The 13,121-nt window shown below is 59.7% G+C and carries 12 protein-coding genes; 5 read left to right on the top strand and 7 right to left on the bottom strand.

Features of this window, described 5'->3' with window-relative positions:
• The first annotated feature begins 358 nt into the window (after nucleotides 1–358).
• From ACUCV0_RS23595 to ACUCV0_RS23585, 3 genes are all read left to right on the top strand, one after another.
• Nucleotides 359–1,075, top strand: coding sequence for an HAD-IA family hydrolase (locus ACUCV0_RS23595; RefSeq protein ID WP_158892531.1), 717 nt, complete (start codon nucleotides 359–361; stop codon nucleotides 1,073–1,075).
• 46 nt (nucleotides 1,076–1,121) lie between these two features.
• Entirely contained in the window at nucleotides 1,122–2,405 is a 1,284-nt protein-coding gene (locus ACUCV0_RS23590; protein WP_158892529.1) for an NAD(P)/FAD-dependent oxidoreductase, read from the top strand.
• A 157-nt stretch (nucleotides 2,406–2,562) separates the two neighbouring features.
• A complete protein-coding gene (locus ACUCV0_RS23585; RefSeq protein ID WP_158892527.1) occupies nucleotides 2,563–3,651 on the top strand; it encodes an ABC transporter ATP-binding protein in 1,089 nt (362 codons plus the stop codon).
• 261 nt (nucleotides 3,652–3,912) lie between these two features.
• Here the strand turns inward: ACUCV0_RS23585 and ACUCV0_RS23580 are convergent, their stop codons facing one another.
• From ACUCV0_RS23580 to ACUCV0_RS23565, 4 genes are all read right to left on the bottom strand, one after another.
• Complete coding sequence (locus ACUCV0_RS23580) at nucleotides 3,913–4,707, bottom strand: ABC transporter permease (RefSeq protein WP_482213883.1); 795 nt, start codon at nucleotides 4,705–4,707, stop codon at nucleotides 3,913–3,915.
• Nucleotides 4,707–5,636 (bottom strand): ABC transporter permease, encoded by a 930-nt coding sequence (locus ACUCV0_RS23575; protein WP_158892523.1) that lies wholly within the window; start codon nucleotides 5,634–5,636, stop codon nucleotides 4,707–4,709. Before ACUCV0_RS23575 ends, ACUCV0_RS23580 begins: the two co-directional genes overlap by 1 nt.
• 15 nt (nucleotides 5,637–5,651) lie before the next feature.
• Nucleotides 5,652–6,704 carry an ABC transporter substrate-binding protein gene (locus tag ACUCV0_RS23570; protein WP_158892521.1) on the bottom strand — a complete coding sequence of 351 codons (1,053 nt, stop codon included), beginning with the start codon at nucleotides 6,702–6,704 and terminating at the stop codon, nucleotides 5,652–5,654.
• Between the two features lie 1,353 nt (nucleotides 6,705–8,057).
• Entirely contained in the window at nucleotides 8,058–8,303 is a 246-nt protein-coding gene (locus ACUCV0_RS23565; protein WP_158892519.1) for a hypothetical protein, read from the bottom strand.
• Between the two features lie 228 nt (nucleotides 8,304–8,531).
• On the opposite strand from ACUCV0_RS23565, the gene ACUCV0_RS23560 reads away from it, so the two are divergent.
• Together ACUCV0_RS23560 and ACUCV0_RS23555 are read left to right on the top strand one after the other, a co-directional pair.
• Nucleotides 8,532–9,938 carry an ISNCY family transposase gene (locus ACUCV0_RS23560; protein ID WP_482213882.1) on the top strand — a complete coding sequence of 469 codons (1,407 nt, stop codon included), beginning with the start codon at nucleotides 8,532–8,534 and terminating at the stop codon, nucleotides 9,936–9,938.
• A gap of 440 nt (nucleotides 9,939–10,378) precedes the next feature.
• Nucleotides 10,379–10,843, top strand: a complete 465-nt coding sequence (locus ACUCV0_RS23555; RefSeq protein WP_482213881.1) for a GNAT family N-acetyltransferase — start codon at nucleotides 10,379–10,381, stop codon at nucleotides 10,841–10,843.
• Nucleotides 10,844–11,414: 571 nt separating this feature from the next.
• Here the strand turns inward: ACUCV0_RS23555 and ACUCV0_RS23550 are convergent.
• The 3 genes from ACUCV0_RS23550 to ACUCV0_RS23540 form a co-directional block, all read right to left on the bottom strand.
• Nucleotides 11,415–12,062 carry a hypothetical protein gene (locus ACUCV0_RS23550; protein WP_482213880.1) on the bottom strand — a complete coding sequence of 216 codons (648 nt, stop codon included), beginning with the start codon at nucleotides 12,060–12,062 and terminating at the stop codon, nucleotides 11,415–11,417.
• A 282-nt stretch (nucleotides 12,063–12,344) separates the two neighbouring features.
• Entirely contained in the window at nucleotides 12,345–12,614 is a 270-nt protein-coding gene (locus tag ACUCV0_RS23545) for a hypothetical protein (protein ID WP_482213879.1), read from the bottom strand.
• A gap of 57 nt (nucleotides 12,615–12,671) precedes the next feature.
• Complete coding sequence (locus ACUCV0_RS23540) at nucleotides 12,672–12,977, bottom strand: hypothetical protein (protein ID WP_482213878.1); 306 nt, start codon at nucleotides 12,975–12,977, stop codon at nucleotides 12,672–12,674.
• Nucleotides 12,978–13,121 lie beyond the last annotated feature (144 nt).

Here is a 13,121-nt window from a genome sequence, read left to right as displayed (position 1 = left end):
GAGACAGAGCCTAGGGAGCGCCGGCGGTGGCCAATGCCGAATTGGTCCGGTCCGAGCGGCTGCCGAACGCGTTCTCTACGCTCTGGCCGCATTTTGTACGGTTATCTCAATTAGTTGCGCGTCCGCCACAAATCAGTACGGGCTGGTAGCCGAATCCTTCAACATCGTCGGGCTACAATTAACAATGGCGTTACCACCGCCGCCGCTGCCAGGCAGTAATTCGAAAAGACCATTGCATTCGTTTGGCGCTAAAAAACAGTTGATTGTATTTTACCCTCGTATCAAAACGGAACATCTGCGGATTCTGGCACGCGGATACTTAGGACACTTCACATCGCTCAGCGCAGGAGATTCGTCCATGTCCTTCCGCCCCTTCAAAGCCATGACCTTCGATGTCGTCGGCACGCTCATCGATTTCGAAGCCGGCATCCTCAACCACGTACGCAAGGTCAGTGGCGAAGCCGGAAAGGCGCACAGCGACGACGATATCCTGCAGGCGTACCGCTATGCCCGCGCCCGAAAGGAAGCAGGCTGGTTTCCGGACGACCTCGAGCGCTGCTACCACCTCATGGCCGCGCAGCTCGGCCTGCCGGACAGCGAGGCGCACGCCAAGGGGCTGGTCCAGTCGGTAAGGGAGTGGCCGGCCTTCGCGGATTCGGTAGAGGCCCTCAAGCGCCTGCGCAAGCACTTCAAGCTGGTAGCCATGACCAATGCCCAGCGCTGGGCACTGGACTTCATGGCCCAGACCCTGGAGAACCCCTTCGATTACGAATTCACCATCGACGACTCGCGCTACGAGAAACCCGATCCCCAGTACTTCGCCTTCGTCCGGGGCGCCCTGTCTGCCGACGGTATCCTGTTCGAAGACATCGTCCACACCGCCCAGAGTCAGTATCACGATATCGGCGTCGCCATGCGCCTGGGTTACCCGACGTGCTGGATCGAGCGGCGCTTCGACAAGCAGGGCACTGGCGGCACCCTAGAATCCGAGCGCACCGAGCCGACCCATCACTTCCACTCGCTGGCGCAACTGGCGGACGCCGTTGACGCAGAACTTTCGAGCCGCTCGGCCTGAAGGCCATGCAGGCACGATGTCCCTTTCTCTCCTGACAGAGGCTGCGATGATTCCCGACTCCCTCTGGAACGCCACGGCGGTACCCGCGCCGAACGTTTCGTCGCTGCAAGGCGATCACCGCTGCGATGTGGCTATCGTGGGGGGTGGCTTCACCGGGCTGGCAGCGGCACACCACCTCGTGCAGGCCGGTCAGGCGCCGGTAGTGCTGGAGGCGAACAGCCTGGCCTGGGGGGCCAGTGGTCGCAATGGCGGCGTGGTATCGCCCAAGTTTCGCGCAAGCTTCGCCGGGATGATGGCCCGGCACGGTCGTGAGGCGGCCCTGCAGATGTACCGATTGGGTTATGCCGCCATCAATGCCCTGACGGAAAACATCGAACGCCTGGGCCTGCACGAGGCCCAGCTGCAGCTGGGTGGGCATATCGCCGCCGCCCATACCGAGCATGCCTTGGCAGGGCTGCGGAGCACCGCCGACTGGATCAGCCGCGAAACCGGCGGTGCGTCCTCGGTGATGATCTCCCGGGAGCAGGTCCGTGAACTGACCGGCTCGACGCTCTATCATGGCGGACTGTTGACGCCGAAGGCCGGTGGTCTCCATCCGCTCAATTATGCACGGGGTCTGGCGCGCACGCTGCTCGAGCACAAAGGCCGGCTGTTCGAGCACAGCCCGGTCACCCGGATACAGCGAGAGGGTAGCGGCTTTCGCCTGAGCACGCCGGCGGGCAGTCTGCTGGCGCAACAGGTGATCTACGCCACCAACGGCTACTCCAGTCAGACGCCGGCGACCGCCAGTCTGCACCGCCGGCTGATTCCCTTTCGCAGCGCCATCATCGCCACCGGACCGCTGGCGCCAGAAGTGCTCGCCCAGGTCCTGCCGGGCGGCCAGGTTTGCGGTGATACCAAGCGGATGCTGCGCTGGTTTCGCCGGGTCGGCGACCGCGTGATCTTTGGCGGGCGCGGCGCCTTCGGCAACAACGATTCGGCAGCCGCCTTCCGCGACCTGGAGCGCAGTCTGGGAACGGTATTTCCATCGCTCGCCAATATCCGCATCGACCATCGCTGGTCCGGTCTGGTCGCCATGACCCTGGACTACCTACCCCATGCCGGCCGCCTGGACGATGGTCAGTTCTATGCCGTTGGCTACAACGGCGGAGGGGTTGCGCTCTCGACCTATCTGGGCCAGCAGGTCGCCGCCCTGAGTCTGGGGGAAAAGCCCGAATTCGGCCTGATGGTGGCCGAGGGCTTCCATCCAATTCCCCTGCACGCCTTTCGCGCGCCGGGCGTTCGCCTGGCTGCCGGGTGGCAGCAGTTTCTCGACGTGATCGGACGCTGATCGCCCGTCGCTCCGGTTAGCACAGAATCTGTGCGTGGTCCGCTGCAGAACAGCATGAAGCGATGGGGTCAGGATGCAAAAGAGCATTTGCGCGAGCAGGCCCTATGGTCAGATGACAGCGTCACCGGCTCACGGCCCCTAGGCCGCAGGAGGAATCATGCAGGGCTTCAACGAAGGCTTCGAGTCCGTCACCATCGACCGGGTATGCAAGCACTACGGCACCCTCAGGGCACTGGACAACGTCGACCTCAAGGTCGAGGCGGGCGAATTCATGTCATTGCTCGGCCCATCCGGTTCCGGCAAGACCACCTTGCTCAGCATCCTAGGCGGCTTCAACCGCGTGAGCTCGGGCCGGATACTCTTCGGGGAGCGCGACGTCACCCTGATGCCGCCGCACCGCCGTGACATAGGCGTGGTGTTCCAGAACTATGCGCTGTTCCCGCACATGAACGTGCTGGAGAACGTTGCCTTTCCGCTCAAGGCGCGCGGGGAGAAGGCGGCCGGTGCCCGCGAACGTTCATTGCGAGCCCTGGCCACGGTCGAATTGAAAGGCTACGAAGACCGCGATATCGCTGCGCTATCCGGCGGCCAGCGCCAGCGGGTAGCGCTGGCCCGTGCCATCGTCTTCGAGCCCAGGCTGATCCTCATGGACGAACCCCTGTCCGCGCTGGACAAGCAGCTGCGTGACGTCATGCAGATCGAATTGCGGGCCCTGCACAAGCGCCTGGGTGCCACCATGGTCTATGTCACCCATGACCAGCGTGAAGCCCTGACCATGAGCGATCGCATCGCCGTGATGAAGGGCGGCCGGCTGGTCCAGGTGGACACCCCACGGCGCCTGCATGATCATCCGGGCGACGATTTCGTCGCCAGCTTCATCGGCGAAAGCACCCTGGTGCCGCTGGCCCGGGGTAACGGCGGCGAATTGCTGTTGGGTCAGACGCCCCTGCGTACGGCACGTCCCGTTCCGCTTTCCGGAGATATCTTCCTGGCCGTCCAGGCCGAGAAGCTGCTACTAGACAGCGAGACGGTAGGGGGCGACTGGAACCGACTGCGTGGTCTGGTGACCGACATCGTCTTCCAGGGCGAAAGCCTGAAGATCTACGTCGAACTGGAAGGCAAGCAGCGCATCAGCTTCCGCCAGTCCAGCCACCACGAAGGCAATCTGCGCTTGCCGCAGATCGGCGCTCCGTTGTCGCTGCGCCTGCATCCGGAAGACACTATCGTGGTACCCCGGGCAGCCTGAACCCGTCGTAGCCCGCCGCTATATCCAGGTCCAGACCCTCCGTCTGGGCCTGGTCTTTGCGAGTCGGATGTGGCTTGAAGGTTTTGTCTGTTGGACAGGGTCATGCGCAAGGTAGAAATCAGGTAAAGGGAACGCTGAGCGCGAGCCTGGATGCCAAAGGCGGAGCGTGCCTACTTGGGTCCTGGCGGATAGCCCTTTGAGGCGGCAAAGTGGCGATTACAACACGCGGCCTCCAGTCGGTCTGGAGGCCGCGTCTCTTGGCTAGGCCCGTTCCTTGCCGCCACGCCCGGCGATCAGCACCATCAGCAGGGTGATGACGATCAGCAGGGTGCTGATCGCGGCGATGGTCGGATCGATTTCGTCGCGCAGCGCAGTGAACATCCGTTTGGTGAGGGTCTCGTTGCTGCCACCGGAGATGAATAGCGCCACTACGGTTTCATCGAGCGAGGTGACGAACGCGAACAGCGCGGCCGAGACCACGCTGGGCTTGATCTGCGGCAGAGTCACCGCCATGAAGGCGCGGAATCGGTTCATACCTAGGCTGCGCGCGACCAGTTCCTGGGTCATGTCGAAATTGCGCAGCCCGGCCAGCACGGCAATGATCACATAGGGTAACGCCAGCATGATGTGCGCCAGGACCAGCCCGGACAGCGTGCTGATAATGCCTACCCGCGCATAGACGAAGAACACCCCCGCGGCGATCAGGATGATGGGCACCATCGTGGGCAGCAGTAGGATGAGCTGCAGAGTCCGCATGATCCGCAGCGACGAATTGCTGATGGCGTAGGCGGCGGCGATACCGATCGGCAGGCTGATGAGCGTGGTGGCCAGGGCGGTGATAAAGCTCACCTTGGCCGCCGACATCCATTCCAGGCTGTCGAAGAAGGCTTGGTACCAGGTCAGCGAATAGGCCTTGGGTGGAAACTGCAGAAAGCGTGCTTCGGAAAACGACATCGGCACGACGATCAGGATCGGCAGCACCAGATACAGCAGGATCAGCGCTACCAGAAGGGTGAACAGCAGGCGCGATGGCTTGAGCGCTTGGCGGATGTTCATTAGCGCACCCCCAACACACGTTCGATGGGAATCACCTTGTTCACCGCCCAGAAGATCAGGAACACCACGGCCAGCAGCGTGAGGCCGACGGCGCTGGCGGCGCCCCAGGCGTGATAGAGCTCGACGTTGCGCTGGACCAGCATGGAGACCAGGACGGTGCGTCCGCCGCCGAGTAGTTCCGGAGTGATGAAGAAGCCGAGGCAGATGACGAAGACCAGGATCGAGCCAGCCATCACCCCCGGGGCGGCCATGGGCAGGAATACCCGGCGGAAGGTGTAGAAGGGCCGAGCGCCCAGGCTGTCGGACGCCAGCAGCAGGTCGTTGGGGATTTTCTTCATCACCGAGTACAGCGGCAGCACCATGAAGGGCAGCATGACGTGCAGGGTGCCGATCACGGTGCCGGTCGCATTGTGCACCAGCTCCAGGGGCCGGCTGATAACGCCCAGGTCGATGAGCGTCTGGTTGACCACGCCGCGACGCTGCAGGAGCACCAACCAGGCATAGGAGCGGACCAGCACGCTGGTCCAGAACGGCAGGATCACGCACAGCAGAATGACGCTCGATAGCAGGCCGCGGGTACGGGCTGCGGCATAGGCGATGGGAAAGCCCAGCAGGATGGACAGGGCGGTCACGATGACGCTGATCTGCAGTGTCGTGCCAAAGGTGTCCCAGTAGATGGCTTCGGTGAAGATGCGGGTGTAGTTGGCCAGCGACAGGCCATCTTCACCCTGTACGGATTGCAAGCCCAGCCAGAGCAGCGGCAGGACCAGCAACACGACCACCATCAGCAGGGCGGGCATCAGCAGCAGCACCATCGTCAGATGCTCGCGGCGCTCCTCCCGGGTTATCGCCGGGCTGGTGAACAGCCTCTGCGGCGGTGCTGGCACCGCGTTGCCAGGCAGCGGCTGGATCGTCGTCAATGGGGTCATGGCGTGGCCCTCCGCTCATTTGGCCTGGACGAAGGACAGCCAACGTTCTTCGGCTTTCACGCCCTCTGCCGACGCCCACCATTTGGCCGAGAGCACCGCCTGCCTGGCCAGGTTTTCCGGCGAGGAGGGCAGCACGGCTTGCCGCGCCGCCGGGATGGTGCCGGTCGTGAAGGCCTCCGGATTGAGCGGGCCGTAGTCGATGATCATCGGCAAGGCTGCCTGCAGCTTGGCGCTGATGGCCTCGTTGACGAACTTCATCGCCGCGTCCCGGTGCTTGGTGCCTTTCAGGACGCAGAGAGAGTTGGTCTCCAGGATGCCGTCATTGTAGGTGAAGGCCACTGGCGCTCCGGCGGCCTGCACGGCTGAGGCACGACCGTTCCAGATCTGCACCATGTCCACCTCGCCATCGCTGATGAGCTGCGCCGACTGGCCACCGGAGGTCCACCAGGTGGTGATGTGCGGCTTGATCTCTTCCAGTTTCCGGAAGGCGCGATCGACATCGAGCGGATAGAGCTTGTCCGCCGGTACGCCATCGGCGCGCAGGGCGATCTCCAGGGTAGGGCGCGGTAGATTGCGCAAGGCGCGGGCGCCGGGAAAATCCTTGGTGTTCCAGAAATCCGCCCAGGTCTTGGGCGCGCTTTTCTCGTCGAAGGCATCGGTCCGGTAGGCCAGCACCGTGGAATAGCTGATATAGCCAGCCATGTAGTCGTCTTTCAGCTCAGCGGGCAGCTTGCCAAGGTTCGGGATGAGCTGGGGATCCAGCTTCTCGAACAGGCCTTCGGCCTGACCGCGGACGCAGTCGCCGGTAGGCAGATCGACCACGTCCCAGCTGACGCGCCCGCTTTCAACCTGGGTCTTGATGATCGGATAGGCCTTGGGCGAGCTGTCCTGCTTCAACGTCAGGCCCAGATTGCGCGCGGCCGGCTCCAAAATGGCCTTTGCCTGGGCGTCCTGATAGGCCCCGCCCTGGGAAACGAAGGTGATCTCTTCCGCGTCGCTGGCGGTCGCAAGACTTGCCAACCCGAGGGCGACGGCCAGCGCGGTGACCTTTGTGCTGAGGTGAGACATGGTCCATCTCCCATAGAGGCAGAGCTTGAGAATGGCGGAACCTTTGTTATCCCCTGAGCGCACTGCGGGCGTTCTCGCCTTAGGTCACTGTAATGATTCTATTGAGTACGATTGCGCTGGAATCACAGATACAAAAGCGCAATCTCCCGTTTTGAAGGAGATTAGCGACATGAATTTTTTAAGAGCAGCTTTGACGGGGTAGGGAGGCGATGGATAGGTCTGAGCAACCGAGCCTGGTGAACTGTTATCTCCCGCGTTCTCCCGCGTTGAGTGGCCACTGATCTGAGCTAGATAGTGTCCGCCGCGGGAAATATTCATGACACATGACTAGACGACGTTTTCCCAAGTCCTTCAGACGCGGAGCGGTAGAACAGCTGCTTTCCAACGCGACGCTTAGCCATGTGGCCAACACGCTGGATTTCGCTGAAAGCCTACTGGCAAATCATCGCGTGCTAAGATGCCAGCGCCCATGGCAGCTTGGCCGAATGTCAGTATAGGCAACAGCGGCGTCTCGAACCCGATCACGTCGTAGGACCGCCTTTCGCCTACGTGGTGGTGTAGACGCCACTTCGCCAGATTGTACCGTCGTTACAAGGCTTCGTCCGTGCTGATTTGACCGAAATCACCCAATTGCTCACGGTCCGTCAGCAACTGGTCTGGACGCTACTGGACGAGTCGCCCGAGGGGACGCCGTTCCAGCCGCTGTACGTACCCCTGGGCGAGCTGACCGGCCAGGACCGTGGTTCCGCGGCATACTCGTCATGCTCAGCTTGGTTGATGTATAGCTTGCGCTCATGTGGAGCGCTATTTTGGTAGTCGGTCAGGCTCTGGCAATGATGCTGCGCCTGGTGCCTGCCTTCGATCGCTCCAAGTGTGGATCTACCGTGCAGGTGCACACAGATAACTAGGTAGAGGGCATCGCTGTCTTCGAATTATCTGCTCATGCCGGCGTCAACCACGTTAAGGCGTCTAGCCACTTGCTTGGCGTGGCGACGAAGCTCCGCCAGCGTTTGGCATTGATGCCGGATGGGTGCAGTACTACCCGGGTAGTCAGGACGTTGCAGGCAGCCTGCAACTGGACCAGGTCTAGCCTCAACCACTCCGGTTGCTCCGGCTTCTAGTCGTGGTACGCCTGCAGGCCTGCGCAGATCCGAGCGGCCTTGGCCTGTTAGGGATGTTAGCCGATCAGTTGCCGGTGGGTGTTGAACATGGCCGTCACCACATAGAGCGCATTGCCCGGCGCGACGGTGGCGCTGCTCATGGCGGCTTATCCAGGGTGGCGAGTTTCGCGGGGGTCAAGAACGGCAGCGACAACACTTCGAACCCCGCCACGTCGTAGGATCGCTTTTTCGCCTAGGGGGTGTTGCAAGCGCCATATCGAAGAGCATCCCGCCGCTTGAATGCCTCATCTGGGCTCATATCTCTGGAGTTGCCCAGGTCGAACTTTTGGTCGTGGTAGCGCTGCAGCTTCGCTACCGCCTCATCGTCGATCTCCAAACTGCCGGCAAACCAGAGCGTGATCAGCTGGCCGGTCTTGTGTCGCATACACACGGCATGGCCAACGCGCAGCCCGTCGCCTGATACGTCGTCCTGTGTCATCGTTTCCATCCGTCCGCTGTGCCCCTATCTCGAAAATCCTTCCCGCTGAGCCTTTTGGCCAGACAGGATAGATGCTAGATGCGTCCCACCCGATTTAACATAAGGTACGTTATGCGAAGTCTAGATGTTACGGCCAAATAGTAATGTCGCGATCCAGCCAGATAGAAATGTCCCGATCACGCCAGGCGGCTAGCCTACCGGCTTTGCAGCTGATGCGGAGCGATTGGGATGTCAGCCTACGAGCGGATCACGATGAGCCTACGCGAAGTCGATCGCCTCAAGGTCATCCAGGCGGTGGCCGAGGGTTTCCTTACGCCTACACGCGCCGCCCAGCGCCTGCAGCTGAGTACCCGGCAGATCCACCGCCTGGTGCAGCGTTACCGGGACGCCGGCGTTTCGGGCCTGACCTCCCGTAAGCGCGGGCAGCCCAGCAATCATCAGCTGCGGCCTGGCCTTGAGCAGCGCGCCGCCGCTCTGATCCGCGAGCATTACCGGGACTTCGGGCCCACGCTTGCGGCCGAGAAGCTCGCCGAATGTCACGGCCTACGCCTGGCCAAGGAAACGGTCCGACGCATCATGATGGATGCCGGTTTATGGATGCCGCGTCGGCAACGACCGCCAAAGGTGTACCAGCCACGCAATCGCCGAGCCTGCCTGGGCGAGCTGATCCAGATCGATGGCAGCGATCATCGCTGGTTCGAAGACCGAGCACCGGCCTGCACTCTGCTGGTCTACGTCGACGATGCCACCAGTCGCCTGATGCATCTGGCATTCACGCGCAGCGAATCAACCTTCAGCTACTTCCAGGCTACCCAGGCCTACTTGGAGCAGCACGGCAAGCCCTTGGCGCTCTACAGCGACAAGGCCAGTGTGTTTCGAGTCAACAGCAAAGGTGCTCAGGGTGGCGATGGCCACACGCAGTTCGCTAGGGCCATGTTTGAGCTGAACATTGATACCTTCTGCGCCAACTCCAGCCAGGCCAAGGGACGCGTCGAGCGAGCCCATCTCACCTTGCAGGATCGCCTGGTCAAGGAGCTACGGCTGCGCAACATCAGCACCGTCGAAGCCGCCAATGCCTATCTGCCGCTCTTCATGGCCGACTACAATCGTCGCTTCGGCAAACCGGCTCGCTCGGACTTCAATGCCCACCGCCCAGTACGAGACGATGAAGAGCTATCGTTGATCCTCACCTGGCGCGAGCCCCGGCGAGTCTCGAAAAGACTAACCCTGCAATACGACAAACGCCTTTGCCTGATTGATGACACCCCGCAGACGCGAGGCCTGGCTGGCCACTATGTGGACATCTATCACTATCCATGCGGGCGTATAGAAATCAGATCGGAAGGCGTTCCCCTGCCCTTTAGCGTTTTTGATCAGCTACCCGAGGTAAATCAAGGCGCTATCGTCGATAACAAGCGGCTGGGGCATGTCCTACAAGTCGCGCAGCGGATGCAAGCGCAACGAGATAGCCGTCGTTCCCAGGCGGTACCGGGTAATCCGAAGCCAACCAACGCGCAACGCCAGGAGCTGCCGAAGAAGAAGGTCAAAGAGTTCATGCCGGAAGACATCCTAGCTGCTATGCAGCAAAGCCCACTGCCGAAGCGAAGCCGCCATGCGTCAGTCGATCAGTGCTGAAGGACTCAGTGCTTTGGTGGCTGCTGGGGCCGCATGGGATGTGCGCGCTGTTCCAGGACCCGACGGGCATGGATGGCAGCTGCAGGTACGCTACAGCAAAGAAAGCCGGCACTTTCCACTCCGCTCTCGACGGGAGTTAGTGAGGGTGTTCCGAACCCTGGATTCTCTAAACCGGTATGCAAAGAGCTGCGGAATACGCAGTTTCAGGGTGGAGAGTGCGGACGCATAGAGCTCAAATCGGAAACGTTTCCCTGCCTTTTGGCATTCTCGATCAGAATGCTATCGTAGAAAAAACGACCAGGACATGTCTTGCAAGAAGCATGGTTGATGCGGGCAATACGATAATCGGCATTCATTATCGGATCCGGCAGCTCCAGAAACCTCGTGTAGCTGAAGGATAAATTCATCTAAGGCGATAAAGTTCGGAGAGAAAGACAATTATGATTAGCTTTTCCAGAGCGACTGGAGCAGATGCTCACGGCATTGAAACCTTATATAAGCAACTTGTACCAGGCCTCGACATAAAGGTTACACCGCAGCGCATTGATGAATTACTAATCAGCGAGAGCGCGTTCCTATTGGTAGCAAAAACTGCGTCGGAAGTTATTGGAACAGCGCTTATCATTAAGTGCGAAGACGTTATGTTTGAAAATCAGCCCTTCGCCGTGATTGAAAACGTAGTGGTGACTCTTGAGAAAAGAGGACATGGTGTCGGAAAAGATCTCATGAGAGAAATTGAAGATAAATGCCGCTACTGGAACTGCTCAAAGATTATGATCATGAGCTCGTCGCATCGAAGTGCAGCACACTCTTTCTTCAAACGCTGCGGATATGATAGTGATGCGAAGAAAGGTTTCGTGAAGTATGGGAGGCAGCTAAAGTCTGCTGTTAATTTTCTAAGTTAATCCATTGGGAAAGTATATTGGAAATTTATCGCTATCTATGCGAGCACATAGAGGTCAGATCGGAAGGCGCTCCCTCTGCTCTTAAGGGTTTTCAATCAGCTCCCCAAAGACAACAGGGGCATTACCATCGAGAACTGGCTGCTAGGGCATGTCCTGCAGGTCCCGCAGCGGATGCAAGCGCAGCGCGATAGCCGTCGTTCCCAGGCGATACCGGGCAATCCGAAGCCAACCAAAGCGCAACGTCAGGAGCCACCGAAGAAGAAGGCCAAAAAGGTGATGCCTGAAGACATCCTAGCTGCCCTGCAGCAAAGCTCACTGCCTAAGCGAAGCCACCATGCCTCATTCGATCAGTGGTGAAGGACTCAGTGCTTTGGTGGTGGCTGGGGCCGCATAGCATGTGCCAGCCGTTCCAAGCCCCGACGGGGGGATGGCAACTGCAGGTACGCTACACAAAAGAAAGCCGGCACTTCCCTCTCCGCTCGCGACGGGAATTGGTGAGGGTATTTCGGACGCTGGATGCTCTCAACCGGTATGCGCAGAACCTCGGGATACGCAGGTTTATGGTGGAGAGTTAGGGCTCAACGCCTAGACTGGCAGAACCTGAGATGAGTTCTCTTAAGTCACTATCGAGCATGGTGTAGCTGAAGGTCCATCCAAGCTCATCGAGAACATCTTTTGCCAGAGATTTGAATGGGTATTCCATAACGAAACGGTAATTTTTTTGGTTGTGGAGCCTTTGAAACGTTTCGACCCAGTTACTACGATAGTGCCTGTCAACGACCTTACCATTCTCGTCTCGTTCATCCTCTAAGCGCGTTTCTTCGTAGTGCATAGCTTGGTTGCGGCCGTACCAGACCAAGTCTCTGACGCAGGTACCGCTGACCTTGCGTCCCTCTTTGCAGTCGTTCTGCTTGCCATGAGCTATCGAAAGTGCCTGCTTAGCAATCTGCAGGATTGCTCCAGCGGCAATGTTGATGAGTGTGTTATAGGTCTCAATCCCTCGCTCATTTCCCTTGAGCTTCAGCCGGACCCGCTCCAACCCTTTCTTGAACTCAACATCGGGCGGCTCTACCTCACTCAGCAGCAGGAAGTATCGCTCATTCTCCAATCTAGCTTTCTCCAGCATATCCATGTCTACGAGATACCCTGAGATTGAACCATGGAGCATCGCCAGCATTGACTGCGCTTTGTCGAAGTAATCCAACGCTTGCTCACTCATGCTTTGGTCCTCTCAGGTAAGCGGATACAGACATTTCTATCTAGCCGGCCCAGCGACATCTCTACTTAGCCTTGACACTAGACGGAGTCGGGTAGGGCGCCCCTGGCGCACGTTTTTCGCCGAGGCGCGTAGGTCAAAAGACCTCGTTTTCCTCCTCCTCAGTTTTTCCGCAGTTTGAGCACTCGCCTAAGTCCGGGTCGTAGGTTGAATCGGTGCTCACCAAGTGAGATTCGTCCTATTTCACCCTAGGGGGTCGCCGGCGGGGAGTCCCTCGGGTCCTGTTTAGTTGACCTCGCCCAACGATTGCAGCAGCAGCGCCTCCTTCTGCTCGATGTCCTCCAGCTCGATGCGGGTGTCTGCCGAGATACCGTCGGGGCTCTGGTGAGCCAACTGGAGCAAGGTGGAAAGTGCTGTGTAATTCTCTTCAAACGCTTCGGCATCGTCAGCGGTGGCGCTGCCCAACTTGCGCTTAGCGTGGTAGGCCTGCAGATTGCCCAGGCATCTGACCGCCATTTCAAGAAGGTTCTGTTCTAATTTGGGGACTGTGCTCATGTGCGGGTTTCCTTGGGGCCGGCGGCTCCGGCGAATATGCGCTGGGGCGGGTTATTCCTAAGAGTCGCGCCGGGCTTCCTCGTCCAACTCGGCCAGCTCGGCATCGACCTGGCGCCGACGCTCGATCTGGTAGTTGGCCAGCTGGCGGCCCAGGTCCAGGAAGTCGGGATCGTTCTCGCCGTGCTGGTGGTAGGCCCACATGAGCGCGAAGACGATAGTCAGGTTCTGGCTATCGAGCTGGGTCAGCTGGTTGCCCAGGTTGAAAGGCCAGTCGTCGCAGTTGTAGAGGTGCAGCACCAAGGCCTGCAGGCGTTCCTGCTGTAGGATTTTGCCGCGGTGTGTCACAAAGGGAGACTGTTCCAAGGTTCACTACTCCTGGCTGCTGCTTTGGCTGGCTCTTACTCTGCAAGATGGGTGTGGGAGCGCTGAACTGTCCAAATGGGAATCCCAGGGCTCCAGTGTTGATCACGTTCATTGAAGCCTGCTCTTTCCGTCGAAGTCTAGGGT

The sequence above is a fragment of the Pseudomonas sp. VMV1 genome (assembly GCF_056790235.1).
The sequence above is the reverse complement of the archived record's forward strand: the minus strand, read 5'-3'. Positions and strand labels throughout refer to the sequence as shown.

Bases quoted from the DNA above. Each gene is read 5' to 3' on its own strand.
- ACUCV0_RS23595 (WP_158892531.1), top strand. From the start codon at position 359: ATGTCCTTCCGCCCCTTCAAAGCCATGACCTTCGATGTCGTCGGCACG.
- ACUCV0_RS23590 (WP_158892529.1), top strand. From the start codon at position 1,122: ATGATTCCCGACTCCCTCTGGAACGCCACGGCGGTACCCGCGCCGAAC.
- ACUCV0_RS23585 (WP_158892527.1), top strand. From the start codon at position 2,563: ATGCAGGGCTTCAACGAAGGCTTCGAGTCCGTCACCATCGACCGGGTA.
- ACUCV0_RS23580 (WP_482213883.1), bottom strand. From the start codon at position 4,707: ATGAACATCCGCCAAGCGCTCAAGCCATCGCGCCTGCTGTTCACCCTT.
- ACUCV0_RS23575 (WP_158892523.1), bottom strand. From the start codon at position 5,636: ATGACCCCATTGACGACGATCCAGCCGCTGCCTGGCAACGCGGTGCCA.
- ACUCV0_RS23570 (WP_158892521.1), bottom strand. From the start codon at position 6,704: ATGTCTCACCTCAGCACAAAGGTCACCGCGCTGGCCGTCGCCCTCGGG.
- ACUCV0_RS23565 (WP_158892519.1), bottom strand. From the start codon at position 8,303: ATGACACAGGACGACGTATCAGGCGACGGGCTGCGCGTTGGCCATGCC.
- ACUCV0_RS23560 (WP_482213882.1), top strand. From the start codon at position 8,532: ATGTCAGCCTACGAGCGGATCACGATGAGCCTACGCGAAGTCGATCGC.
- ACUCV0_RS23555 (WP_482213881.1), top strand. From the start codon at position 10,379: ATGATTAGCTTTTCCAGAGCGACTGGAGCAGATGCTCACGGCATTGAA.
- ACUCV0_RS23550 (WP_482213880.1), bottom strand. From the start codon at position 12,062: ATGAGTGAGCAAGCGTTGGATTACTTCGACAAAGCGCAGTCAATGCTG.
- ACUCV0_RS23545 (WP_482213879.1), bottom strand. From the start codon at position 12,614: ATGAGCACAGTCCCCAAATTAGAACAGAACCTTCTTGAAATGGCGGTC.